We start from the raw sequence: 20,883 nt of genomic DNA on the forward strand, positions 1-20,883 counted from the left end.
TTCAGAGGATGTGCCCGACCGGCGCCTCGGCCTGCTGCTGCGCGGGCAGTTGCACCGGATCGAACTGGAGCATCAGCATGGCGGCGTCGTCGCCGAGCTTGTGCCCGACGTGCCGGACGACGTCCTCGTGCAGGCGGTGCAGGACCTCGACCGGGCCGCTGTCGGCGAGCAGCGGCAGCCGGTCGGTGAGCGGGTAGAACGCGCCGAGGTGGTCGCGGGCCTCGATGACGCCGTCGGTGTACAGCAGGATGCGGTCGCCGGGTTCGGTGATGAGCAGTTGCAGCGGCGGGCAGACGTCGACGGGGTCGAGCACCCCGAGCGGCGGGACGGTCTCGTCGGCGGTCAGCAGCCGGGGCGCGTCCTCGCCGCGCAGCAGGACGGGCGCGGGGTGGCCGCAGTTGGCGATCTCCAGGGCGCCGTCGGGGCGGACCCCGATCAGCACCAGGGTGACGAACTCCTCCTCGACGCCGGGGTGGTCGTTCTCGTGCAGGGCGCGGTCCAGGCTGACGGCGAGCCAGCCCGCCACCCGGTCCAGCGCGGGTTCCTGGTGGGCGGCCTCGCGGAACGCGCCGAGCACGGCGGCGGCGGTCTCCACCGCGGCCAGGCCCTTGCCGCGTACGTCGCCCATCACGGCGCGCACCCCGTGCCGGGTGTTGACCACCTCGTACAGGTCGCCGCCGATCGAGGCGTGCGCGGCGGCGGCGGCGTAGCGGACGGCGGCCCGTACCGGCCCGACCCGTTCGGGCACCGGGCGCAGCAGCACCCGGCGGGCGACCTCGGCGACCAACTGGGCCTCGGCGAGGGCGAGTTCCTGGCGCAGCCGGAGGGTGGCGCTGAGGTGGCCGATGCCGGCGATGAGCACGATCGCGGCGACGGTGGCGGTGTGCACGGACTGGCCGAGCACACCGTTGTACCAGGCCATGCCGAAGGCGCACACTTCGGCGAGCGCGCCGGTCAGCAGCGGGTACCAGGTCCGCCGGGAGACCACGGCGGCGAGGGCGGGGACGGCGGTCAGTGCGGGTTCGACGGTGACGTGGCTGTTGGTCAGCAGGTCGAGGGAGACGACCAGCGCCATGCCGATCAGCGGCAGGGCGTGCGAGGTCTTGGGCCATGTACCGGTGACGGTGTTGGGTACCGGCCCTGGGGTGGGGCCGTGGAGGACGTCCCTGATCCATCCGGTCGCGCTCAACGTCGGTCTCTCCAGCGGAAGGTGCGGGTGCTGCTCGGCACCTGCGGGTCTGACGGGAGGTCAGGGGGTCGGGGCCCTGACGGCGGCCGGAGTACGGGAGGATGACCGGTTACCGACCCCACAATAGGCACGAAACGTGCAGGGCGCACAGGTTTCACTTGATCTCGTGACGGGTTGAATGCTCTGAGTGACTCTTTTCTACCTATTCCCGATCAGAAGATCGCTCAACTCTTTTCGGCCGGGAAGTCCTGACGGTGTTTCGATCCGGCCGCTGCGCACGTAGCAGAACGAGGCCGTGACCTGCTCCACCGGGACGCCCGCCTGCTCGGCCCAGGCGAGGCGGTAGACGGCGAGTTGCAGCGGGTCGCCGCTGTCCTCCCGGCCGGTCTTCCAGTCCACCACCTCGTAGCGCGGTGACCCTGCGCCACGGTCCGCGTCCCGGTAGACCGCGTCGATCCGGCCGCGCACCACCCGTCCCGCCAGCACCAGTTGGAACGGCGCCTCGACCCGGTAGGGGGTGCGGCCGGCGTACGGGCCGCGCAGGAAGGCCTCCTTGAGGCGCTCCAGGTCGCGTTCGTCCTCGATCTCGTCGATGTCGACGTCCAGGCCGGGCAGCGCGTCCGGGCCGAGCAGCAGCGGCTGGTCGAACCGGGCCTGCACCCAGGCGTGGAAGCGGGTGCCGCGGCGGGCGGCGGGTGCGGGCGGGCGGGGCATCGGGCGGGCGAGTTCGCGGGCGAAGCCGTCCGGGTCGGCGGCCAGCCGCATCAGCTCGGTGGCGGACAGCGAGGCGGGCAGCTCGACCTCCCGGACGGTGCGCCGGGAGCGCTCCAACTCGCCGATCAGCGCGCTCAGATCGCGGTCCCAGGAGGCCACCGTCCGCTGGTCCTCGACGCCCATCTGCTCGGCCTCGGGCGCGGGCGCCCCAGCGAGCCGGCGGCGGACCACGTCCGCGACCCGGCGGCGGGCGCGCTGCGCGGACGGGTCGAGCGGCAGCGGCCAGGGGGTCTCCACGGACACGTCGAACGCCGGGTTCTGCGCATCGCCCGCAGGCTCCTCGGCCCAGTGCTCGATCTCGCCGTTGCCGGGCCGCTCGGCGTGCGCGCGCAGCTTCAGCAGGAACTCGGACGGCCCGCGCCGCCGCTTCTGCGATGGCCCCCACCAGTGGCCGGAGGCCAGCAGCAGCGACCGCGGGCGGGTGAACGCGACGTAGCCGAGCCGCAGTTCCTCGACCTCGGCGTGGTGCGCCATCTCCTTCTTGAACAGGCCCATGCCCTTGGCGTTCCACGCCGGGTCGGCGGGCAGCGTGGCGGCGTCGCCGCGCAGCGCGTGCGGCAGCACCTTGCGGGTGGAGGTCCAGCGCTCCCGGCCCTGCCCGGACGGGAAGCCGCCCTTGACCAGGCCGGGGACGGCCACCACGTCCCACTCCAGGCCCTTGGACTTGTGCGCGGTGAGCACCTTGACGGTGTCCTCGCCGCCCGGCAGCCCGGCGTCCAGGCCGCGCTCGTACTCCTGGGCGGCCCGCAGGAAGGCCAGGAAGGCGGCCAGGCCGGGGTCGCCGTCCAGGTCGGCGAAGGACGCGGCGATGTCCAGGAAGGAGTGCAGGGTCTCCCGGCGGCGGGCGGCCAGTGCCAGCGGGGAGGCGGACAGTTCGACCTCCAGGCCGGTGACGGTCAGCACCCGGTGCAGCACGTCCATCAGCGGCTCGGCGAGCGCCCGGCGCAGGTCGCGGATCTCCCGGGCGAAGCGGGCGAAGCGCACCCGGGCCTCGGGCGAGAACGGCAGCTCGTCGGGCTGTTCGGCGTCGACGAAGGTCTCCAGCGCGTCGGCCAGCGAGACCACCTCGGTGGGGTCGGTCTCGGCGACGGCGGCGGCGAGGGGGTCCTGGTCGCCGAGCCGGGCGGTGCGCACCAGGTCGGCGGCGCGGCGGCCGAGCAGGGCCAGGTCGCGCGGGCCGATCCGCCAGCGCGGGCCGATCAGCAGGCGTACCAGGGCGGCGTTCGCGGTCGGGTCCTGGAGTACCTCGCAGACGGCCACCAGGTCGGCGACCTCCGGGAGTTGGAGCAGTCCGCCGAGGCCGACCACCTCCACCGGGACGCTCCGCGCCACCAGCGCGGCGTGGATGTCGGGGAAGGCGGTGCCGGCCCGGCAGAGCACGGCGATCCGGCCGGGCGCGGTGCCGGTGCGCACCAGGTGGGCGATCGAGTCGGCCAGCCAGTCCACCTCCTCGGCGTGGGTGGGCAGCAGCGCGGTGCGCACGTACCCGTCGAGTTCGGCGCCGGGCGCGGGCCGCAGCGCCTCCACGCCCTCGTGCATCTCGCGTAGATCAAAGGCCAGTTCGTTGGCGAAGGCGAGCAGCCGGCCGCCGCTGCGGCGGTTCTCGCTGAGCGCGAAGCGGTGCGCCGGGCTGCCGTCGGCCTGCGGGAAGTGCTGCGGGAAGTCGTCCAGGTTGGCGACCGAGGCGCCGCGCCAGCCGTAGATCGCCTGGCAGGGGTCGCCGACCGCGGTGACAGGGTGTCCGGCGCTGTCGGGGCCGCCGAACAGGCCTGCCAGCATGAGGCGTTGGGCGACCGAGGTGTCCTGGTACTCGTCCAGCAGCACCACCCGGTACTGCTCGCGCAGCAGCCGGCCGACCTCGGGGCGCTGCTGGGCGAGGCGGGCGGAGGCGGCGATCTGGTCGCCGAAGTCGAGCAGGCCGAGCTTCTGCTTGCGGGCCCGGTAGTCCTCGACCAGGTGCAGCAGCTCCTGCCGGCCGCGGGCGGCCTTCGGGACGGCCCGGAGGTCCTCGTTGCTCAGCTTGACGGTGGCCAGGTGGTCGAGCAACTCCTCGTCCCAGTCCCGCAGTTGCGACGGCTCGACCAGGTGTTCGGCGAGTTCGGAGTCGAGCGCGATCAGTTCGGCGACCAGCGCGGAGAAGGTGCCGGTGAGCGCCGGGTAGGGGCCGCGGGCCTGCCGCAGCACCCGGGCGGCGAGCTGGAAACGGGTGGCGTCGGCGAGCAGCCGGACGTCGGGTTCGATGCCCAGGCGCAGGCCGTGTTCCTTGAGCAGGGTGCCGGCGAAGGCGTGGTAGGTGGAGATCTGCGGGTCGCCGAGCGAGTCGTCCTCGCGCACGCCGGCCCGCAGCAGCGAGGCGCGGACGCGTTCGGCGAGCTCCCCGGCGGCCTTGTTGGTGAAGGTCAGGCCGAGCACCTGTTCGGGGCGCACCGCGCCGGAGCCGACCAGCCAGACCACCCGGGCGGCCATCACGGTGGTCTTGCCGGAGCCCGCGCCGGCCACGATCACGCCGGGGGCCATGGGCGCGCCGATGGCCGCCAACTGCTCGGTGTTGAACGGGATGCCGAGGAGTTCGCGGAGCTGGTCCGGGTGTTCGAGCAGCTCAGTCGACGACATGCCGGCCGTCCCGCTGCGCGGAGCAGCTGCCGCGGAACGCGCAGCGGCCGCAGCGCTCGCCCGCGGTGGGGGTGAACCGCTCGGCGAGCACCCGGCCGGCGGTGTCGGCGAGCAGGTTCTCGATCCACGGGTCGCCGTCGGGCGGCAGCTGCCGCTGCACCTTCGGGGCGTCCGGCTCGCCCTTGGCGGGCTCCCGCAGGTGGACCAGTTCGGCGCCGCCCGGGACGGCGCCGTGCTCGAAGCCGGGCAGGCCGTCGAGCGCGCCGCCGCGCACCGCCAGCTGGTAGACGGCGAGTTGGCGGTGTTCGGGCAGCGACTTGTCGGTCGGGATCTGCTTGCCCGTCTTGAAGTCGACGACGTAGGCGCGGCCGACCGCGTCGGCCTCGACCCGGTCCATCGAGCCGCGGATGCGCACCGCGACGCCGCCGACGTCCAGGGTGAGGTCGAAGCCGTGCTCGGTGGCAACGGTGGTGCGCTCGCGTTCCAGCACGTGCCAGCGCAGGAAGCGTTCCAGGGCGGCGCGGGCCTCGGTCTTCTCCTGCTGGGACTTCCACGGCGCGTCGAAGGCCAGGGCGTCCCACACGGTGTCCAGGCGCTCCATCAGGACGGCCAGGTCGGCGGGGGTGCGGCCGGAGCCGACCTCGTCGGCGAGGGCGTGCACCACGTTGCCGAAGCCCTGGGCGGCGGAGGCGGTGTGCCCGGCCTTCACGTCCTTCTCCAGGAACCACTGCAGCGCGCAGGACTCCAGCTGCTCCAGGCCGCTGCCGGACAGCCGCACCGGCAGCCCGGGCTCGCGCAGCGGCTCCGGGGCGGCGGTGGCGTCGACCAGGCCCCACCACTGGTCGGGGTGGGCGGCGGGGACCAGCGGGCGGCCCTCCTCGTCGACGGCGGCGGCGAGGGTGGCGAGGCGTTCGGCGGCGGCCCGGCGCAGCTGCGGGGAGCGGGTGGGGTCGACGGTGACGGCGCGCAGTTCGGCGACCAGCGCGGGCACCGCGAGCGGGCGGCGCGGGCGGGCGGTGATGTCGGCGACCTTCACCTGCGGGACGCGTTCCAGCACCCGGCCGGTGCGCGCGTCGAGGGTCTCGCGGTACAGCTCGCGCAGGAACCGGGAGGGTTCGTCGCCGTCCTCGGCGGGGGCCTTGACGGCGGTGACCACCAGGCGTTCCTTGGCGCGGGTGGCGGCGACGTAGAACAGCCGGCGTTCCTCGGCGAGCAGCGCGGCGGCCGACAGCGGTTCGGCGAGGCCGTCGCGGCCGATCCGGTCGGCCTCCAGCAGCGAGCCGCGGCGGCGCAGGTCGGGCCAGAGCCCTTCCTGGACGCCTGCCACCACGACCAGGCGCCACTCCAGGCCCTTGGAGCGGTGCGCGGTCATCAGCCGCACCGCGTCGGGGCGGACGGCGCGCACCCGCAGGGTGTCGGCGGCGATGTCCTGGGCCTCGACCTCGGCGAGCAGGTCGAGCGCGCCGCGGTGGCCGGAGACCCGTTCCTCGGCGCGGGCGGCGGTCTCGAACAGGGCGCACAACGCGTCCAGGTCGCGGTCGGCGTTGCGGCCGGCCGCGCCGCCGCGCAGCGCGGCCCGTTCCAGCCGTTCGCGCCAGCGCCGGGAGCCGTCCCACAGCTCCCACAGCGCGTCCTCGCCGGACGCGCCGCCGGCCAGCAGTTCGCGGACCTTGCGCAGCAGCACGCCGAACTCGTAGGCGCGGCGGGCGTACGGGGCGTCCAGCAGGGCGAGCAGTTCGGGCTGCTCCAGCGCCTCGCGGACGAGTTCCTCGGCGGGGCGGACCACGCCGGCCACGCCCTCCTCGGCCAGCGCCCGGCGTTCCTCCTCGCGCAGGGTGCGGCCGAGGCGGCGCAGGTCGGAGCCGTCCAGGGCGGCGAGCGGGCCGGTGAGCAGGGTGTGCGCGAGGTCGGCGGTGAGCGCGCCCTCGCCCTCGGCGCACACCCGCAGGGCCAGCAGCAGCGGGGTGACGGCGGGTTCCTCGCGCAGCGGCAGGTCGTCGCCGTCGATCTCCAGCGGGACGCCGGCGGCGGCCAGCGCGCGGCGCACGGCCGGTATCGACCGGGAGCCGGCCCGCACCAGCACCGCCATCTGACCCCACGGGACGCCGTCCTCCAGGTGGGCGCGGCGCAGCAGGTCGGCGACCGAGTCGAGTTCGGCGCCGGGCGTCGGGTAGGTGTACACCTCGACGGCGCCGCCCTCGCGGGAGGGCAGCAGGGCGCGGTGCGCGGCGAGCTTGTCGGCGGGGAGGCGGCCCATCGGCATCCGGCGGGCGAGTTCCCGGGAGGCGGCCAGCAGTACCGCGCCGGAACGCCGGGACACCCGCAGCACCTTGACCTCGGCGGGCCGGCCGTCGGCCTGCCGGAAGGCGTCGGGGAACTCCAGGATGCCGTTCACGTCGGCGCCGCGGAACGCGTAGATCGACTGGTCGGGGTCGCCGACCGCGACCAGGTCGCGGCCGCCGCCGGCCAGCCGCTGCAGCAGCCGCACCTGGGCCGGGTCGGTGTCCTGGTACTCGTCGACGAACACCACGTCGTAGCGGTCGCGAAGTTGCCCGGCGACGTCCTCGCGTTCGGCGAGCAGTACGGCGCGGTGGACGAGTTCGGCGTAGTCGAGGACGCCGCGCAGGTCGAGCACGTCCAGGTATTCGGCCAGGAAGTGCGCGGCGGCGGCCCAGTCGGGGCGCTGGACGCCCTCCGCGAAGCGCAGCAGCTCCTGCTCGCCGAGGCCGAGTTCGCGGCTGCGGGCGAGCACCGCGCGGACTTCGTCGGCGAAGCCGCGGGTGGTCAGGCAGGCCCGCAGGTCGAGCGGCCAGCGGATGGTGGCGGTGCCCGCCTTGGCGTCCTCGGCGCCGCCGGCCAGCAGCTCGCGGACCATCACGTCCTGCTCGGGGCCGGACAGCAGCCGCAGCGGCTCGGCGTACTCCTCGGCCGGCTGGTGGGCGCGCAGCAGGGCGTAGCAGAACGAGTGGAAGGTGGTGGCCTGCGGGGCGGTGGTGCCGATCCGGGCGGTCATCCGGTCGCGCAGTTCCATCGCGGCCTTGCGGCTGAAGGTGAGAACCAGCACACGCTCGGGGGCGGCGCCGTCGGCGATCCGCCGGGCGACCGCCTCGACCAGCGTGGTGGTCTTGCCGGTGCCGGGCCCGGCGAGCACCAGCAGCGGCCCCGACGCGTGCTCGACCACCGCCTGCTGGAAGTCGTCCAGCACGGGCGGGTCGGGCTGCGCGAGGGGGCTGCGCACCAGGCGGAACGGTGAGGTCACTGCGGTCCAGGGTCGTACGGCGGTTCAGTGGCGGGCGGTGGGGAGAGTGGGGCCCGCCGCATCGAGCCTACGATCCTGCACCCACAGACCCCTCCCGCGCACGTTCCCCGGTCAGGGCTGTGCGGCTGTCCCGTCCCAGCGGGCGGCCCGCAGATCGACCCTGGGCTCGCCGGCGACGGTGCGCAGCGGGGTGCCCTCGGCGCGGTACTCGGGCAGCGCCCGGTGCTCGTGGCCGGGCAGCGGCCGCCCGTCCGCGCGGATCACCCGCCACCAGGGCACCGAGCCGCCGTACATCGCCATCACCCGGCCGACCTGGCGGGGGCCGCCGCGGCCCAGGTACTCGGCGACGTCACCGTAGGTCATCACCCGGCCCGGCGGGATCCGCTCGGTCAGGTCGAGCACCGCCTCCGCGTACGGCGGGATCTCGGGCACCTCGTCCGGCTCGGTCATCCGACGTATTCTTCCCCATCCGGTCGATTTCCAGCACCCCGTGCGAGCGATGCGGCACGCGGGATACCGCCCCTGGACCGCACCGGGGTTCCGGGCATGGCAGCATCTTCGGGGCAGTGCGACACGCGAGGAAACAAGACCAGATGACCGGGACGGCTGAATTGAACGTGGACAAGGGCTCCGAGGAGTCCGCCACCGACGGTTCCGCCCCGCGGGGCAAGGACGCCCCACCACCGGTCGACCTGCGCCACCGGGCGCGGGACGCGCACCACACGGGGGAGGACGCGGTGGCCGCTCAGCTGCCGCCGGACGACGGGTCGGACCGTCCGGACACACCGGACCGGCCGCCGGAGCGACCGGACCAGCACGGGAACGGACAGAACGAGCGACCCGACGACGAGCAGCCCGACAACGAGCGACCCGACAACGAGCGACCCGACGACGAGCAGCCCGAGGCGGGCGAGCCGGGCGGCGAGTACCTGGCGGTCGACGAACCGCTGCTGCCGCCGCGCGCCCACCGGCCCTCGGACCTGCTGCGGTTCCTCGCCGGGCTGCTCGGCATCGTCGCGGTGTTCGTGCTGGCGCAGGTGGCGGTCTCCACCACCAGCGGCATCGAGAGCGACATCACGATCAATGCCAAGCGGATCCCGGACCTGCTGTCCACCATCGCCGCGCTGGTCTCCTCGGTCGCGGTGCTGGCGGTGCCGTTGGCGTTCGCGGTCGAGCGGCTGATCAAACGCGACGGCCTGCGGGTCGCCGACGGCGTGCTCGCCTCGGTGCTCGCGTACGGCGTCTCACTGGGCGTCGACTGGTGGGTGGCGGCCAGCGCCCCCGAGGAGATCCGCAACGCGCTGACCCAGTTCCCGCCGGGCGACGGCGAGCAACTCACCGACCCGGTGCACGGCTACCTCGCCCCGGTGATCGCGTACATGACCGCCGTCGGCATGTCGAGCCGGCCGCGCTGGCGGGTCGCGCTGTGGATCGTGGTGATCCTCTCCGGCGCGACCGAACTGGTCAACGGCTACACCACCCCGCTGTCGCTGCTGCTCACCGTGCTGATCGGCTGGTCGGTGGCGTACGGCACGCTGTACGCGATCGGCTCGCCGAACATCCGGCCGACCGGGCAGCACCTGATGATCGGCCTGCGCAAGGTCGGCTTCACCCCGTCCGCCGCGCACACCGCCCCCGACGGCCCCGGCGGCACCCGCCGCTACCTGGTCGTGCAACAACAGGGGCCGCTGCTCGACGTGCACATCATCGACCGCGAGCAACAGGCCTCCGGCTTCTTCTACCGGGCCTGGCGGCGGCTGCGGCTGCGCTCGGTCGCGGTCCGCCGCAGCCCGCAGTCGCTGCGCCAGGCACTCGAACAGGAGGCGCTGATCGCGTACGCGGCCGCCGCCTCCGGGGCCCGCGCCCCGCAACTGGTCGCCACCTCCGAGCTCGGCCCGGACGCCGCGATCCTGGTCTACGAGAACGTGGCCGGCCGCACCCTGGACGAGCTCGCCGACGAGGAGGTCACCGACGCGGTGATGACCTCGTTCTGGACGTCGGTCGCCACCCTGCACGAGCGCCGGATCGCCCACCGCCGGCTCACCGGCGAGTCCCTGCTGGTGGTGGACGACCGCACCGGCTGCCTGATCAACCTGTCCGGCGGCGACATCGCGGCCGGCGACCTGACCCTGCGCATCGACATCGCCCAGCTGCTCACCACCTTCGCGCTGCGCACCGGCCCGGAGCGGGCGGTGGCCGCCGCCACCGAGGCGCTCGGCCCGACCCGGATCGCCGAGGCGCTGCCGCTGCTGCAACCGGTCGGCCTGAGTCGGCAGACCCGCGGCGACCTGAAACGGATGACCAAGGAGCGGAAGGCCGCCGCGAAGGCGCTGGCGCTCAAGCAGGTCGCGTCGGGCGAGCGCACCCAGCAGCAGGCCGAGGAGGACATCGCGCAGGCCAACGAGGACCTGCTGTCCAAGCTGCGGGGGCAGATCCTGCAGATCGCCCCCGAGGCGCCGCTGGCCCCGGCCAAGCTGGAGCGGCTCAAGCCGAAGACGCTGATCATGCTGGTGGCGCTGACCTTCGCCGCCTACCTGGCGCTGACCACGATCCGGCCGGACCAGTTCAAGGTCTCCCAGATGAACTGGGCCTGGGCGGCGGCCGCGCTGGCCGCCGCGGCCGCCTCGTACGTCGCCGCGGCGATGAGCCTGACCGGTTTCGTCCCGGAGAAGCTGCCGTTCGGCCGGACGGTCGCGGCGCAGGTCGCGGGGTCGTTCGTGAAGCTGGTCGCGCCTGCGGCGGTCGGCGGCATCGCGCTGAACACCCGCTACCTGCAGAAGGCCGGGATCCGGCCGGTGCAGGCCGCCGCCTCGGTGGGCGCCTCCCAGCTGGCCGGGCTCGGCGGCCACCTGCTGCTGCTGTTCGCCTTCGGCCTGATCACCGGCACCCAGACCAACGGGGACCTGGGCGCCTCCCGGGCGGTGATCATCGGGGTGCTGTCCGCCGCGGTGCTCGCCCTGGTGGTGGCCGCGGTGGCCCCGCTGCGCCGGTTCGTGGTGACCCGGGTCCGCTCGCTGTTCTTCGGCGTGATCCCGCGGATGCTCGACCTGATGCAGACCCCGCGCAAGCTGGTCACCGGCTTCGGCGGCATCCTGCTGCTGACGCTGTCCTTCACCGCCTGCCTGGACGCCTCGGTGCAGGCGTTCGGCGGCGGCGGGCACGTCACCTACTCGGCCGTCGCCGTGGTGTTCCTGACCGCGAACGCGGCCGGTTCGGCGATCCCCACCCCGGGCGGCATCGGCCCGGTCGAGATCGCCCTGATCGGTGCGCTGACCGCGGCCGGCGTCCCGCTCACGGCGGCCACCCCGGCGGTGTTCCTGTACCGCCTGCTGACCTTCTGGCTCCCCGTCCTCCCGGGCTGGATCGCCTACAACGTCCTCCAGCGCAGGAGTGCGCTCTAGGCGCTGTGGTACGCGGCGACGATCCCGGCGAGCATCTCCTCCCAAGGTGTCGGCGCCAGCCCGAAGGTCTCGCGGGTGGCGCTGTCGTCGATCACGAACGGGCGCTCGAACTGGTAGGCGGTCTCCCGGGCGGCGCGGATCGTCGGGTCGGCCAGGCCGAGCAGGACGAGCACCGGGCGGGGGATGCCGGTGACCTTCGCGGCGGGCCGCCCGGCGGCGGCGCACAGCTCGGCGACCACCTGCCGCTGGCTGCGCGGCGCGTTGCTCGGCACGTGCCAGGCCCGGCCCCAGGCGCGCTCGTCGGCGGCGACGGTGGCCAGCAGGCGGGCGACGTCCTGCGGGTCCGTCCAGCTGTGGGGCGCGTCCGGGTCGCCGAGGACCTGGACGGTGCGGCCGGCCAGGGCGCGGGAGAACGCCCGGTCGTCGAGCGCGCCGACCGCGTTCGCGGCCAGGTAGTCGGAGCCGCGCACCTCGGTGACCCGGACCCGCCCGGCCTGGTGCGCGGCCAGCGCGTCGCGCCACATCGTGGCCCGCACCTCGCCCTTGGTGGAGACCGGCCGCAGGGGCGTGTCGGGGCTCATCGGCCCGTCCACCGCGCCGTAGCCGTACAGGTTGGAGACGGTGGCCAGCACCGCGCCGCCGCGCTCGGCGGTGGCGAGCAGCGACGCGGCGAGCGGCGGCCACACCTCGGGCCAGCGGTGGTACGGCGGGTTGGCGCAGTTGTAGACGGCCGCGGCGCCCTCGGCGGCGGAGCCGAGTGCCTGCGGGTCGGACGCGTCCAGTTGCAGGCGCCGCACGCCCTCCAGCGGGGCGGCGGAGGCGCCGGTGCGGGTGACCACCACGACCTCCTCGCCGCGCTCGGCGAGCAGCCGCGCGGTGGCCGAACCGACCGGCCCGGCCCCGACCACCACATGCTTGCCCATCGGACTCCCCCGCTCCCTCGAACTCGAACGCCTGCGCCACGGCCGGCGCAGGGGTGCTGTTCCGCACCCATGGTCACGCAAAACCGCCCGACCGGGGGAATTCCCCTGGTCGGGCGGCTCGATGACTGCGCATCAGCGCGGGGCGTGGCGTCAGTAGACGGGCTTCTCCGGCTCGATCTGGTTGACCCAGCCGATCACGCCGCCGCCCAGGTGCACCGCGTCCGCGAAGCCCGCGGCCTTGAGCACGGCGAGCACCTCGGCCGAACGGACACCGGTCTTGCAGTGCAGCACGATCCGCTTGTCCTGCGGCAGGTCCTGCAGGGCGTTGCCCATCAGGAACTCGTTCTTCGGGATCAGACGGGCGCCCGGGATGCTGACGATCTCGTACTCGTTGACCTCGCGGACGTCGATGATGTCGATGTCCTCGCCGTTGTCGATCCACTCCTTGAGCTGCTTGGAGGTGATCGTGGAGCCGATCGCGGCGGCCGAGGCCTCCTCCGAGACGACACCGCAGAACGACTCGTAGTCGATCAGCTCGGTGACGGTCGGGTTCTCGCCGCAGACCGCGCAGTTGGGGTCCTTGCGGACCTTCACCGAGCGGTACTGCATCTCCAGGGCGTCGTAGATCATCAGCCGGCCGACCAGCGGCTCGCCGATGCCGGCCAGCAGCTTGATCGCCTCGTTGACCTGGATCGAGCCGATCGAGGCGCACAGCACACCGAGCACGCCGCCCTCGGCGCAGGACGGGACCATGCCCGGCGGCGGGGCCTCCGGGTAGAGGCAGCGGTAGCACGGGCCGTGCTCGGCCCAGAAGACGCTGGCCTGGCCGTCGAAGCGGTAGATGGAGCCCCACACGTACGGCTTGCCGAGCAGCACCGCGGCGTCGTTCACCAGATACCGGGTGGCGAAGTTGTCGGTGCCGTCGACGATCAGGTCGTAGCCGGAGAAGATCTCCATCACGTTGTCGTTGTCGAGGCGCTCCTCGTGCAGCACCACGTTGACCAGCGGGTTGATCTCCTTGACGGAGTCGCGCGCGGACTCGGCCTTGGAACGGCCGATGTCGGACTGGCCGTGGATGATCTGGCGCTGCAGGTTCGACTCGTCGACGGTGTCGAACTCGACGATGCCGAGCGTGCCGACACCGGCGGCGGCCATGTACATCAGGGCCGGCGAGCCGAGGCCGCCGGCGCCGACACAGAGCACCTTGGCGTTCTTGAGCCGCTTCTGCCCGTCCATGCCCACATCGGGGATGATCAGGTGGCGGGAGTACCGGCGGACCTCTTCGACAGTGAGCTCGGCGGCCGGCTCGACCAGGGGTGGCAGCGACACGGGGACTCCGATGGTCGTCAGTTTCTCGTTCGACTACGCCAACAGTGTCACGCGCCGGGGGTATTCCAAGACAGCAGGTCCATTTGCTGAGATGGCCGGCGCCGGATGGCGAGACTTCGCACCCCGCGCCGAACCCCCTGGTCAAGCCGCGCCCAACCGGATCAGACCCGGCAGGCGGTCTCCAGCCAGACGTCCCCGAGCGACTCCTCCAGCGGCACCTGTGTCCGCCATCCGAGACGGTCCCGGGCGGTCCGGACGTCCGCCTGCCGCCAGTGCACCGGCTCGGCGGCCGCCCGCGCCTCGGCCGCCCGGACGCCCTCCGCGGCCGTCTGCTGCGCGGGCAGCACCACCTGGCGGGCGTCCTCGCTGATCGTCCCCTCGAAACCGGACGCCCTGACCAGCAGGTGTGCCGCCTCCCGGGCCCGCACCGCGTGGCCGCTGCCGATGTTGATCACCCCGGTGGCCGCGGACACCGCCGCCGCCTGGATCGCCCGCGCCACGTCCCGGACGTCCACGAAATCCCGGTAGCCGGACAGGTCCGGCATCCGCACCTGGGCCTCGTCCTGCTCCAGCGCCCGCCGCAGGCCCTCCGCCAGCCGCCCGAACAGCGAGGCCGTCGGGGACCCCGGGCCGACCACGTCGAACACCCGCAGCACCAGCGCGTCCAGGCCCGAGCTCAGCACCAGCTCGGTGCCCGCCAGCTTCGACACCCCGTACGGCCCGACCGGACGCGGCTCCGCGCCCTCCGGGATCGGCCCGCCCGGCTGGGCCGGACCGTACTCCGCGGCCGACCCGACGTGCACCAGCCGGGCGGGCTCCCGGCTTCGCCGGATCGCCTCGCAGACCGTGGCCACCGCCAGCGTGTTCGCCCGGATCAGCGCCCGGGACGTCCCGTAGGTCGCCCCCGCGCAGTTGATCACCACCTGCGGGGCGACCGCGTCCAGGAACCGGGCCAGCGCGCCCGGACTCCCCGAGGCCAGGTCGAACCTGATGTCGGCGGAATCGCTCCGGCCCAGCACGGTCACCTGGAGCCCCTCCTCCGCCAGCAGCCGGTCGGCGACCCGCCGGCCGATGAACCCGTCGGCTCCCAGCAGCAGCACCCTCATCGGGCCCAAGTCCTTCCATCAGGCCCGGCACCGGCCGGGCAACGAGATCTGATCGACAAGTCGGAGTACGCGCCCGGCCGGGTGGTGAGCGGCCAGGCGTGCCCGGCCAGCAGCACGGCCGGGCCGAGCGCGGCGGCCAGCACCGGGCCCGACGGCGGCGCCCCGAGCCAGTGCGCGGGGCCGGGCAGCGAGAGGACGGCGGCGCCGACCGCGGCGGTCAGCACCGCGATCGCGGCGGTGCCGGGCCGCCCCGCGCCGCGCACCACGCCGGCCAGCAGCGGCAGCACGCCGCACACCAGCAGCGCGGCCTGCACGGTGCCGGACCGGCCCCCGACCGTCACCCGGCCCAGCACGGCGAGCACGGCCAGCTGCGCCAGTACGGCCAGCGGCAGCACGGGCCGCAGCCGGGAGCGGAACTCCCGCAGCGTGGCGACCCCCGTCTGCCGCTGCCCGAACCGGCGCACCCGGGCCGCACCCCACCCGGCGACCGCACCGCCGAGCGCGACCACGAGCGCCGCGCCGGGGTCGGCGGCGCAGAGCAGGGCGAGCAGCAGTCCGCTGCCGGCGCCCTCGCCGAGCGCGGACTGCTGCGCGCACTGGCCGGTCCACCATCCGGACGGCCCGGGTCCGGCCTGCGCCGGGTCGTCGAGCAGCCCGTCGTCCGGCTGCCACCCGGCGACCGGCCCCGGCACGCTTCCGCGCCGGTCGGCGACCAGCGCGTGCCCGCCCGCGCCGACCAGCACGGCCAGCACCCCGCCCGCCACCCCGCCGAGCGCGGCGGCCGGCAGCAGCGGCAGCAGCTGGACGGCGGCGCCGCACAGCGCGGCGGGCAGCCGGGCCGGGGCCACCGGCAGCGGTTCGGGCGCGGGCGGGCGGCGCGGCACCCGGGCGTACAGCTCCTCGGCGAGGCCGAAGACGTCGGCGTGCCGGTAACGGGCAGCGCCATCGGCGGCCAGGCCGGAGTCCTCCAGGGCGGCGGCGATCTCCAGCGGGTCCACCGCGCGCTCGCACAACTCGCGGTTGGCATCCAGGAGTTCGCGGACCGGATCCGCTGATGGCGACGTGGTCACACCGCCTCCGCGAGCGCGGGCAGCGGTGTCCCGCCGGCGGCCACCCAGTACTCGGCAGGGCGGGCGAACGGCCGCGCCAGGGTGCCGGGCCCGGCCGGGAAGGCCGGGTAGCGGGAGACCAGTTCGAGGTAGATCTCGCGGAACGCGCCGACCACGGGCTCCACGCCGAAGCGTTCCTGCGCCCGCAGCCGACCGGCCAGACCCAGCCGGGAGCGCCGCTCCCGGTCGCGCAGCAGCGCCAGGCAGGCCCCGGCGAGGGCACGCGGGCTGCGCGGCGGCACCAGCAGCCCGGCCCCAAGCACCTCGCCGGCCACCCCGACCTCGGTCGCGACCACGGCGCGGCCGCTGAGCATCGCATCGGCGAGCAACCGGGGGCTGCGCTGGGCGAGCGCGCTGAACACCACGACGCTGCCCGACTCCCAGGCCGCGGCCAGGCTCTCCGGCCGTCCGGCGAACTCGACGGCCCCGGCGATGCCGAGCCGATCGGCGATCGCCTCGCAGTGCGCCAGGTAGCCGGGCGCGCCCTCCTCGCCGTACATCCGCAGCCGGGCCTCGGGCAGTTCGGCGCGGACCTGCGCGAAGGCGTGCAGCATCAGTTCGGGGTCGCGGCCGGGCTCCAGCGCGCCGGCCCAGACCAGGGTGGGCGCCTCGGGTTCGGCCCCGGCGGCGTCCCGCCCGGTGGCGGGGGTGCCCTCGTGGACGATCCGGGTCCGGACGGGGTCGCCACCGCAGTGCCGCTGCCACTGCCGGTCGTATTCGCTGCCGGGGGTGAGCACGGCGGCCTGCCGGTAGGTCTCCTCGGTGAGCTGCCGGAAGAACGACAGCAGCAGGGCGCGCACCGGCCAGCGGTAGGGGGCCGAGCGGTAGCCGCGGTACTGCTCGCGCAGGTGCAGGCCGTGCTCGGTGACGACGAACGGGACGCCGTGCAGTTCGCGGGCGACCAGCGCGGGCAGCGCGGCCGGGCCGCCGCCGACCACGTGGCACAGGTCGGCGCCGCCGAGCCCGGCCGGTCCGGTGCCGTACCAGGGCGCGGACAGTGGCCGCAGGCACTGTTCGAGCAGGTCGGCGGCGACCAGCACGTCGCAGACCTGCGGCCCGCCGCCCGCGGTGTCGGCGCCGGGCATCCGCCAGATCCGCTCCAGCGCACGGTGCGCGTGGCCGGAGGCGAGGAACGCGGGCAGCGCGTCGTCCTCCCGTCCGAGCGCGGCCAGCCGGTACAGCGCGGGCCCGAACCCGGCCCGCTCGCCGGGCATCACCAGTGCGCGGACCAGTTCCTCGTACGCCCGGAGGTAGCCGCGGCGGCGCAGCGCGGTGGGCCCGCGGCCGGCCGGGCGGCGGCCCCAGATGGGCAGTTCGTGGACGCCGTGCAGGCCGCGCACCCCGGTGGGCAGGGCGGGCCCGTCACCGGGGAGCAGCCGGTAGAGCCGGAACTCGTGCTCGGGCAGGCCGCCGACCAGCCGGCCGCACCAGCCTCCTCCACCACGCTGCGCGTTGGTGTGACTGCCCTCGGTGAGCAGAGCTATGCGCACGACGCCTCCTGAGCAAGAGCGTTTCGACGGGGTTCCGGCCCTACGACACAGGAAGTGCGTCCGTGCTCGACGGCCGTCCGGCCGGCGTCCGCTCCCCGCGTCCACCGCCGTCGCCGTCTCGCCCCCCACACCTGTTCGGTCCGACAACACGACGGTAGAGCGCCGGGCCGGACCCCTTGGGGGCCCGGCCCGGCTTGCCACCTGATCGAGTGAACGGCCGTGACCTCACGCGCCTCAGCTGCGTTCTCGCCCGCAATGCCCGGTGTACTCAGCGCCCGGGGTGCTCAGCGCCCGAGGTACTCAGCGCCCGAGGTACTCAGCGCCCGGCGTCGACCTCCGCGAGCAGTTCGCGCACCGCGCGGGCCACCGGCTCGGGGTGCTCCAGCATCGCCACGTGCCCGGACTCGGGGAGCACCAGCAGCCGGGCGTCCCGGAACGCGGCGCAGGCCCGCCGGGCGGAGCGGTAGGAGACCAGCTTGTCCTTCAGCCCGTACACCAGCAGCACCGGCACCTCGACCTGCCGGGCCTGCCGCCACAGCGACTGCTCGCCGCGCTCGGTGTAGGCGCTGACGATGCCGCGCGCGGACCCGGCCATCGCGTGCAGCCCGTACGGCAGCGCGGTGCGGCGCCGGTACTCGGCGACGGCGCGGGCCCGGCGGTGCGCGGGGATGCCGTCGGGGTCGCCGTAGACCAGCCGCAGCAGTTCGGCGGTGACGCTCTCCGGGTCGCTGCCGGCGTTGCGGCGGCGGATCAGTTCGGCGACGCCGGGGACGGCCAGCAGCCCGGTGGGCCAGGCGGTGCGCTGCGGGGGCAGTTCGGGCAGTGCCGGGGAGATCAGGGTGAGGCTGCGCACCAGGTCGGGCCGGAGCGCGGCGAGCCGGACGGAGACCGCGCCGCCGAGCGAGTTGCCGAACAGGTGGACCGGTCCGCGGCCGGTCTCCTCGAGGTAGCCGATGACGGCGCGGACGTGTCCGGAGACGCTCAGGTTCCCGTCCAGCGGCGGCGCGGACCAGCCGAAGCCGGGCAGGTCGACCGCTTCGCCGTCGACGTCGTCGGAGAGCTGGTCGAGCAGCTCCAGCCAGTTGTCACCGGAGCCGCCGAGCCCGTGCACGAACAGGGCGGGCGGGAGTCCGTCGCGGGGTTCGGTATGGCGGCTGACGGCCACTTCCGCTCCGGGCACCTCGACGGTGCGGTAGGGCTCCAGGGCGGCGGGAGGGTGCTGGGCGGCGCTCATGGAGCACGATGGTAGTGAGGACGGCTCGCCACCGGTGCGATTCGGCCCGTCCCGACCCGTTCCCGGGCCCGTTCGGACCTGTGGACACCCCTGGTCCGGGCCGTATTGTGGGCTCCCGACAAGGGCGGTGGTGCGCTTTACTCGGCTTCACCCGCGCACGAGCGGGTTACCGAAAAGTAGAATCAACACCTTGCCAGCCATCGCAGACCGTGAAGTGAGGAGCGCCGTGACGGCCATCCAGGAGGCGCAGGAGCGCCCGCGCGGTGCCCGCCTGCCGCGAAGCGCCCGCCGTGAACAACTGCTCGGAGCCGCCCAGGAGGTGTTCGTCGCCCAGGGCTACCACTCGGCCGCCATGGACGACATCGCCGAGCGGGCCGGCGTCAGCAAGCCGGTGCTGTACCAGCACTTCCCCGGAAAGTTGGAGCTCTACCTCGCGCTGCTGGACAAGCACTGCGACGCCCTGGTGGACGGCACCCGGGCGGCGCTGGAGGCGACCAACGACAACAAGCAGCGCGTCGCCGCCACCATGGAGGCGTACTTCCACTACATCTCCAGCGAGTCCGGCGCGTTCCGGCTGGTCTTCGAGTCGGACCTGACCAACGAGCCGGCCGTGCGCGACCGGGTCGAGCGGGCCACCGACCTGAGCGCCACCCTGGTCTCCAAGGTGATCGCCGAGGACACCGACCTGCCGGAGGCGGAGGCCAAGCTGCTCGCGGTCGGTGTCTGTGGCATGGCCCAGATCACCGCCCGGTACTGGCTGTCCCAGGAGTCCGAGATCCCGCGCGACGAGGCGATCCGGCTGGTCGCCAGCCTGGCCTGGCGCGGTCTGAAGGGCTTCCCGATGCACCCCGCCCTGGAGGGCTCCGGCGCCGGCGGCGAGTGAGCGCCGATTCGGCCCTGAGCGGACCGACCCGGGACGTTCGCCTCCGAGCCGCTCCGCTGCCTTAAGGTGAAGCCCGTACGGCGCGCCGCCCGCGAAATGCGGTTCGAGCGCGCGCGGCCAGCTACCGGAGGGACGGAAGCCGTGGAGGTCAAGATCGGCGTGCAGAACGCGAACCGGGAGATCGTCCTGGAGAGCGCGCAATCTGCCGAAGAGGTCACGGAAGCGGTCGCCAAGGCCCTGGACGGCAGCGCTAAGCTGCTCACCCTGTCCGACGAGCACGGCCGCAAGGTGATGGTCCCGGCGGACCGCCTCGCCTATGTCGAGATCGGCGAGCCGTCCGTCCGCAAGGTCGGCTTCGGCACGCTCTGAGTCTGCGTTCACCGGCGCCCCGTTCCCCCACCTGGGGGGACGGGGCGCCGTGCTGTGTACCGGCGGCCCCGGGCGGGTAGGCGGTGGGTGCCGCAGCGCCGCACAACCCCGGGAGGCAGCCGTGTGGGAGACGACCGCGTTCGTCCTGATCGGCCTCGCCGTCGGGTTCGGCGCCCTGCTGGTCCGGCCCGAGCTGTTCCCCGGGTCGCGCGCCCTGCCGGTCGGCACCGCCCTGGTGTCCGCCGTGCTGGCCGGGCGGCTCACCCACTATGTGATGGACGGGCACGTCCCGGCGGTGCAGCTGATGGTGTCCGTCCTGGTGGCGGTGCTGCTGGTGTCGGTGCCGGCCCGGCCGGACCTCGCGGACCGGCGCCGGCGCGGCGGCCGGCACCGGCACGCCTGACCACCGCTCAGGAGGCCAGCCCGAGCGCGGCCATCCGCTTGGTGTGGGCCTCGGTGATCCGGTTGAACATCTTGCCGACCTCGACCAGGTCGAAGCCGCGCACGTGCGCGCCGCCGACCAGCAGGTTCGACAGCGCGTCCCGCTCGGCGACCACCCGCTGCGCCTGGCTGAGCGCCTCGCCCATCAGTCGCCGGCCCCACAGCGCGAGCCGCCCGCCGACCCGCGGGTCCTCCTCGATCGCCTGCCGCACCCGGTCCACCGCGAACTCGCCGTGCCCGGTGTCGGCCATCACGCGCAGCACCAGGTCCCGGGTGTCGTCGTCCAGCCGGACCGCCACCTCGCGGTAGAAGTCGGTCGCGATGGCGTCACCGACGTACGCCTTGACCAGGCCCTCCAGCCAGTCGGACGGGGCGGTCATCCGGTGGAAGGCCTCCAGCGGCTCGACGAACGGCTCCATCACCGCGACCGGGTCGGCGCCCACCTCGGCCAGCCGGTCGTGCAGCAGCTGGTAGTGCTGGAACTCGGCGGAGGCCATCCGGGCCAGCGCGGCCTTCTCCGCGATGCCGGGCGCGAACTTGGCGTCCTCGGCGAGCCGCTCGAAGGCGCTCAGCTCGCCGTACGCGAGCGCGCCCAGCAGGTCGAGCACCGCCGCGCGGTACTGCGGGTCGGCGGCCCGGGCCGTCCAGGGCCCGATCGAGTCGGTGATCCCGTCACCGGGTTCCTGAGTCTCCATGGCACCTGACCTTAGTGGTCCCGACAGGTCCGGGGACCGCCCGCAGCCGTCCCGCCACCCCGGCACGG

15 protein-coding genes are annotated in these 20,883 nt (G+C 74.4%); 4 read left to right on the forward strand and 11 right to left on the reverse strand.

Going from position 1 to position 20,883, the window contains the following annotated elements; all coding sequences use genetic code 11:
- Nucleotide 1: 1 nt before the first annotated feature.
- The 4 genes from ACFYS8_RS08390 to ACFYS8_RS08405 form a co-directional block, all read right to left on the reverse strand.
- Nucleotides 2-1,189, reverse strand: coding sequence for a PP2C family protein-serine/threonine phosphatase (locus ACFYS8_RS08390; protein ID WP_387637563.1), 1,188 nt, complete (start codon nucleotides 1,187-1,189; stop codon nucleotides 2-4).
- A gap of 198 nt (nucleotides 1,190-1,387) precedes the next feature.
- Entirely contained in the window at nucleotides 1,388-4,576 is a 3,189-nt protein-coding gene (locus ACFYS8_RS08395) for a UvrD-helicase domain-containing protein (protein WP_387637565.1), read from the reverse strand.
- Nucleotides 4,563-7,835: an ATP-dependent helicase gene (locus ACFYS8_RS08400; RefSeq protein ID WP_387637568.1), complete on the reverse strand. Its 3,273-nt coding sequence runs from the start codon at nucleotides 7,833-7,835 to the stop codon at nucleotides 4,563-4,565. Before ACFYS8_RS08400 ends, ACFYS8_RS08395 begins: the two co-directional genes overlap by 14 nt.
- A gap of 111 nt (nucleotides 7,836-7,946) precedes the next feature.
- Nucleotides 7,947-8,285 (reverse strand): MGMT family protein, encoded by a 339-nt coding sequence (locus ACFYS8_RS08405; RefSeq protein WP_387637571.1) that lies wholly within the window; start codon nucleotides 8,283-8,285, stop codon nucleotides 7,947-7,949.
- Between the two features lie 143 nt (nucleotides 8,286-8,428).
- Here ACFYS8_RS08405 and ACFYS8_RS08410 point away from each other — a divergent pair, with 143 nt between their 5' ends.
- On the forward strand, nucleotides 8,429-11,236 hold the full coding sequence (locus ACFYS8_RS08410; RefSeq protein WP_387637573.1) for a lysylphosphatidylglycerol synthase domain-containing protein: 2,808 nt from the start codon (nucleotides 8,429-8,431) through the stop codon (nucleotides 11,234-11,236).
- On the opposite strand, the gene ACFYS8_RS08415 is transcribed toward ACFYS8_RS08410, so the two are convergent.
- The 6 genes from ACFYS8_RS08415 to ACFYS8_RS08440 all read right to left on the reverse strand — a co-directional run bounded on the left by ACFYS8_RS08415 (nucleotide 11,233) and on the right by ACFYS8_RS08440 (nucleotide 18,427).
- Nucleotides 11,233-12,159 (reverse strand): NAD-dependent epimerase/dehydratase family protein, encoded by a 927-nt coding sequence (locus ACFYS8_RS08415; RefSeq protein WP_387637575.1) that lies wholly within the window; start codon nucleotides 12,157-12,159, stop codon nucleotides 11,233-11,235. The two genes, ACFYS8_RS08410 and ACFYS8_RS08415, sit on opposite strands and share 4 nt — an antisense overlap.
- A gap of 150 nt (nucleotides 12,160-12,309) precedes the next feature.
- Nucleotides 12,310-13,488 carry an adenylyltransferase/sulfurtransferase MoeZ gene (moeZ, locus tag ACFYS8_RS08420; protein WP_387637578.1) on the reverse strand — a complete coding sequence of 393 codons (1,179 nt, stop codon included), beginning with the start codon at nucleotides 13,486-13,488 and terminating at the stop codon, nucleotides 12,310-12,312.
- Nucleotides 13,489-13,649: 161 nt separating this feature from the next.
- On the reverse strand, nucleotides 13,650-14,594 hold the full coding sequence (locus tag ACFYS8_RS08425; RefSeq protein ID WP_387637580.1) for an NAD-dependent epimerase/dehydratase family protein: 945 nt from the start codon (nucleotides 14,592-14,594) through the stop codon (nucleotides 13,650-13,652).
- Nucleotides 14,591-15,664: a hypothetical protein gene (locus ACFYS8_RS08430; protein ID WP_387637582.1), complete on the reverse strand. Its 1,074-nt coding sequence runs from the start codon at nucleotides 15,662-15,664 to the stop codon at nucleotides 14,591-14,593. Before ACFYS8_RS08430 ends, ACFYS8_RS08425 begins: the two co-directional genes overlap by 4 nt.
- Complete coding sequence (locus ACFYS8_RS08435) at nucleotides 15,661-17,193, reverse strand: DUF3492 domain-containing protein (RefSeq protein WP_387637585.1); 1,533 nt, start codon at nucleotides 17,191-17,193, stop codon at nucleotides 15,661-15,663. The genes ACFYS8_RS08430 and ACFYS8_RS08435 overlap by 4 nt, the downstream gene beginning before the upstream one ends.
- Before the next feature lie 316 nt (nucleotides 17,194-17,509).
- Nucleotides 17,510-18,427, reverse strand: a complete 918-nt coding sequence (locus tag ACFYS8_RS08440) for an alpha/beta fold hydrolase (protein ID WP_387637587.1) — start codon at nucleotides 18,425-18,427, stop codon at nucleotides 17,510-17,512.
- Between the two features lie 226 nt (nucleotides 18,428-18,653).
- Between ACFYS8_RS08440 and ACFYS8_RS08445 the strand changes: the two genes are divergently transcribed.
- The 3 genes from ACFYS8_RS08445 to ACFYS8_RS08455 all read left to right on the forward strand — a co-directional run bounded on the left by ACFYS8_RS08445 (nucleotide 18,654) and on the right by ACFYS8_RS08455 (nucleotide 20,082).
- Complete coding sequence (locus ACFYS8_RS08445) at nucleotides 18,654-19,310, forward strand: TetR/AcrR family transcriptional regulator (protein ID WP_387637590.1); 657 nt, start codon at nucleotides 18,654-18,656, stop codon at nucleotides 19,308-19,310.
- A gap of 141 nt (nucleotides 19,311-19,451) precedes the next feature.
- Nucleotides 19,452-19,679 carry a DUF3107 domain-containing protein gene (locus ACFYS8_RS08450; RefSeq protein ID WP_387637592.1) on the forward strand — a complete coding sequence of 76 codons (228 nt, stop codon included), beginning with the start codon at nucleotides 19,452-19,454 and terminating at the stop codon, nucleotides 19,677-19,679.
- A gap of 121 nt (nucleotides 19,680-19,800) precedes the next feature.
- Nucleotides 19,801-20,082, forward strand: a complete 282-nt coding sequence (locus tag ACFYS8_RS08455; protein WP_387637594.1) for a hypothetical protein — start codon at nucleotides 19,801-19,803, stop codon at nucleotides 20,080-20,082.
- A gap of 7 nt (nucleotides 20,083-20,089) precedes the next feature.
- Here ACFYS8_RS08455 and ACFYS8_RS08460 read toward each other — a convergent pair whose 3' ends face one another.
- The gene (locus ACFYS8_RS08460; RefSeq protein WP_380487407.1) at nucleotides 20,090-20,815 is read right to left on the reverse strand and encodes a ferritin-like fold-containing protein; all 726 of its coding nucleotides are present in this window, start codon (nucleotides 20,813-20,815) and stop codon (nucleotides 20,090-20,092) included.
- Nucleotides 20,816-20,883 lie beyond the last annotated feature (68 nt).

It is taken from the genome of Kitasatospora sp. NPDC004615, from assembly GCF_042873545.1.
In the GTDB taxonomy this organism is placed as follows: domain Bacteria; phylum Actinomycetota; class Actinomycetes; order Streptomycetales; family Streptomycetaceae; genus Kitasatospora.

Bases quoted from the DNA above. Each gene is read 5' to 3' on its own strand.
- ACFYS8_RS08395 (WP_387637565.1), bottom strand. From the start codon at position 4,576: ATGTCGTCGACTGAGCTGCTCGAACACCCGGACCAGCTCCGCGAACTC.
- ACFYS8_RS08405 (WP_387637571.1), bottom strand. From the start codon at position 8,285: ATGACCGAGCCGGACGAGGTGCCCGAGATCCCGCCGTACGCGGAGGCG.
- ACFYS8_RS08410 (WP_387637573.1), top strand. From the start codon at position 8,429: ATGACCGGGACGGCTGAATTGAACGTGGACAAGGGCTCCGAGGAGTCC.
- ACFYS8_RS08415 (WP_387637575.1), bottom strand. From the start codon at position 12,159: ATGGGCAAGCATGTGGTGGTCGGGGCCGGGCCGGTCGGTTCGGCCACC.
- ACFYS8_RS08425 (WP_387637580.1), bottom strand. From the start codon at position 14,594: ATGAGGGTGCTGCTGCTGGGAGCCGACGGGTTCATCGGCCGGCGGGTC.
- ACFYS8_RS08440 (WP_387637587.1), bottom strand. From the start codon at position 18,427: ATGAGCGCCGCCCAGCACCCTCCCGCCGCCCTGGAGCCCTACCGCACC.
- ACFYS8_RS08460 (WP_380487407.1), bottom strand. From the start codon at position 20,815: ATGGAGACTCAGGAACCCGGTGACGGGATCACCGACTCGATCGGGCCC.